The organism is Mycobacterium sp. TH-M82, from assembly GCF_057473605.1.
In genome coordinates this window covers 1-2,987 of record NZ_JBYCKY010000413.1, presented here as the reverse complement: position 1 = coordinate 2,987, position 2,987 = coordinate 1, and the positions used below count along the sequence as shown (strand labels likewise).

The following is a 2,987-nucleotide window of genomic DNA, read 5'->3' as shown; positions in this document are numbered from 1 at the left end:
TCTACGGCGCGCGGATCATCTCCTCGCCGGCCGAGGGCGGATCGAACACCGCGGTGGCCCCCGCCAAGCGGCTGGCCGCCGAGCACCCCGACTGGGTGATGCTCTACCAGTACGGCAACCCGGCCAACACCGACTCGCACTACTATGGCACCGGCCCCGAGCTCCTCGCCGACCTGCCCGAGATCACCCACTTCGTCGCCGGGCTGGGCACCACCGGCACCCTGATGGGCACCGGCCGGTTCCTGCGCGAGCGGGTTCCCGGCGTGGCGATAGTGGCAGCCGTACCCCGCTACGGCGAGGGGGTCTCCGCACGGCGCAACGTCGACGAGGGTTTCGTCCCGGAGCTTTATGACCCGCAGGTGCTGACCACCCGGTTCTCGGTGAGCTCCGCCGACGCGGTACGGCGCACCCGGGAGCTGATCGACACCGAGGGCATCTTCGCTGGCATCTCCACCGGCGCGGTGCTGCACGCGGCGCTGGGCGTCGCCGCCAGAGCCCTGCGTGCGGGCCAGCCCGCCGACATCGCCTTCATCGTCGCCGACGCCGGATGGAAGTACCTGTCCACCGGCGCCTACGCCGGCGGCCTGGACGACGCCGTGAATGCGCTGGAAGGGCAGCTATGGGCATGAGGGCCACGTCTCCCGCGACACCGGAGCCGGCGAGGCAGCCGAAGAAACGGTCAGCGTGGATGGCCCGCGGGGCCACCGTCGTCGGTTTCGTGGTGCTGCTCTACGCCGTCGAATTCGCCGATCAGCTCAGCGGTCACCGGCTGGATCGCAATGGCATCCGGCCGCTGCAGGCCGACGGACTGTGGGGTGTCGCCTTCGCCCCGCTGCTGCATGCCAACTGGCAGCATCTGATGGCCAACACCGGCCCGGCGCTGGTGCTGGGCTTCCTGGCGACGCTGGCCGGCCTGTCGCGATTTCTCCTGGCCACCGCGATCGTGTGGATCGTCGGTGGCCTCGGCACCTGGCTGACCGGAAACCTCGGGTCGTGCGGCCTGCAATCCGATCACATCGGAGCGTCGGGCCTGATCTTCGGCTGGCTGACCTTCCTGATCGTCTTCGGGTTTTTCACCCGCACGGCCTGGCAGATCGTCGTCGGAATCGTCGTGCTGGTTTTTTACGGTGGCGTCCTCTGGGGCCTAGTACCGGTAGTGCCGGTGCTACCGGTGCTTGGCATGTGCGGTGGGGTGTCCTGGCAGGGGCATCTGTGCGGTGCGTCGGCCGGCGTGCTGGCCGCCTACCTGCTGTCCGGGCCCGAACGCAAAGCCCGGGCGAAGAGATCCGCCGCCGGCCAGGCGCAGCTGACCGCATGAACGCGGCATCTTCTGCCCGCCGGCGGGGACCCCAGGCGCCCGTCGGGGTGTTCGACTCCGGCGTCGGGGGGCTGACCGTCGCACGCGCGATCGTCGACCAGCTGCCCGACGAGGACATCGTCTACGTCGGCGACACCGGCAACGGGCCCTACGGTCCGCTGAGCATTCCCGAGATCCGCACACACGCACTGACCATCGGCGACGATCTCGTCGATCGCGGGGTCAAGGCGCTGGTGATCGCCTGCAACTCGGCGTCGTCGGCGTGCCTGGCCGACGCCCGCGAACGCTACGACGTGCCGGTCGTCGAAGTCATCCTGCCGGCGGTGCGGCGCGCGGTCGCCACCACCCGCAACGGCCACATCGGGGTGATCGGCACCCAGGCGACTATCACCAGCCACGCCTACCAGGATGCGTTCGCCGCCGCCCGCGACACCGAGATCACCGCGGTGGCCTGCCCGCGGTTCGTCGACTTCGTCGAACGCGGCATCACCACCGGCCGGCAGGTGCTCGGCCTGGCCGAGGGTTACCTGGAACCGCTGCAGCGCGCCGGGGTGGACACCCTGGTGCTGGGGTGCACCCACTACCCGCTGCTGTCGGGGTTGATCCAGTTGGCGATGGGGGAGCAGGTGACGCTGGTGTCCAGCGCCGAGGAGACCGCCAAGGAACTGGTGCGGGTGCTCACCGAACTCGATCTATTGCGCCCGCATGAAACCCCTTCCGCGACCCGGGTGTTCGAGGCCACCGGCGACCCGGCGGCGTTCGCCAGGCTGGCAACGCGGTTCCTGGGGCCCGCCATCACCGGCGTGGAACCCGTCCAGCGCCACTCGCCGGCGCATTAACCACCATGTCTGCGGCAGAGTCTGCCGCGCCGCCGCAGCAAACATGGCACAGTGGGGACTGTGCGACTGACAGTGCTCGGCTGCTCCGGCAGCGTGGTGGGCCCGGATTCCCCGGCATCCGGTTACCTGCTGCGGGCACCGGACACGCCGCCGCTGGTCATCGACTTCGGGGGCGGGGTACTCGGCGCGCTGCAGCACCACGCCGATCCCGGCTCGGTGCATGTGCTGCTGTCACACCTGCACGCCGACCACTGCCTGGACCTGCCCGGGCTGTTCGTCTGGCGCCGCTACCACCCGTCACCGCCGGTCGGCAAGGCGTTGATGTATGGACCCAGCGACACCTGGTCGCGGCTGGGCGCGGCGTCGTCGCCGTACGGCGGGGAGATCGACGATTTCACCGACATCTTCGACGTGCACCATTGGGTGGCCGGGGAGCCGGTGACGATCGGGACGGTCACGGTGCGCCCGGAGCTGGTCTGCCACCCGACCGAGTCGTACGGCCTGCGGATCAGCGATCCGTCCGGTGCGTCGCTGGTCTACAGCGGTGACACCGGCTTCTGCGACCGCCTGGTCGAGTTGGCGCGCGACGCCGACATCTTCTTGTGTGAGGCGTCCTGGACGCACTCCGCCAAGCGCCCCTGCAACCTTCATCTGTCGGGCACCGAAGCCGGCCATATCGCGGCGGCGGCGGGGGTGCGCGAGCTGCTGCTGACCCATATTCCGCCGTGGACGTCGCGCGAGGACGTGATCAGCGAGGCCAAGGCCGAGTTCGGCGGCCCGGTGCACGCGGTGGCGCTCGGCGAGACGTTCGACATCCGGCGGGCCTGAGG

Annotated in this window: 4 protein-coding genes; all 4 read left to right on the top strand. The window is 70.0% G+C overall.

Features of this window, described 5'->3' with window-relative positions; all coding sequences use genetic code 11:
* Positions 1-629: pyridoxal-phosphate dependent enzyme (locus tag AC2VON_RS12860; RefSeq protein WP_486953310.1), on the top strand; the 629-nt coding region annotated here is incomplete at its 5' end.
* Positions 626-1,318, top strand: a complete 693-nt coding sequence (locus AC2VON_RS12855; RefSeq protein WP_486953309.1) for a rhomboid family intramembrane serine protease — start codon at positions 626-628, stop codon at positions 1,316-1,318. The genes AC2VON_RS12860 and AC2VON_RS12855, both read left to right, overlap by 4 nt.
* Positions 1,315-2,157 carry a glutamate racemase gene (gene murI / locus AC2VON_RS12850; RefSeq protein ID WP_486953308.1) on the top strand — a complete coding sequence of 281 codons (843 nt, stop codon included), beginning with the start codon at positions 1,315-1,317 and terminating at the stop codon, positions 2,155-2,157. The genes AC2VON_RS12855 and murI overlap by 4 nt, the downstream gene beginning before the upstream one ends.
* 60 nt (positions 2,158-2,217) lie before the next feature.
* The gene (locus AC2VON_RS12845; protein WP_486953307.1) at positions 2,218-2,985 is read left to right on the top strand and encodes a cyclic nucleotide-degrading phosphodiesterase; all 768 of its coding nucleotides are present in this window, start codon (positions 2,218-2,220) and stop codon (positions 2,983-2,985) included.
* Positions 2,986-2,987 lie beyond the last annotated feature (2 nt).

What these genes read in the sequence shown, in the direction of transcription:
- AC2VON_RS12855 (WP_486953309.1), top strand. Translation starts at nt 626, where the DNA reads ATGAGGGCCACGTCTCCCGCGACACCGGAGCCGGCGAGGCAGCCGAAG.
- murI (WP_486953308.1), top strand. Translation starts at nt 1,315, where the DNA reads ATGAACGCGGCATCTTCTGCCCGCCGGCGGGGACCCCAGGCGCCCGTC.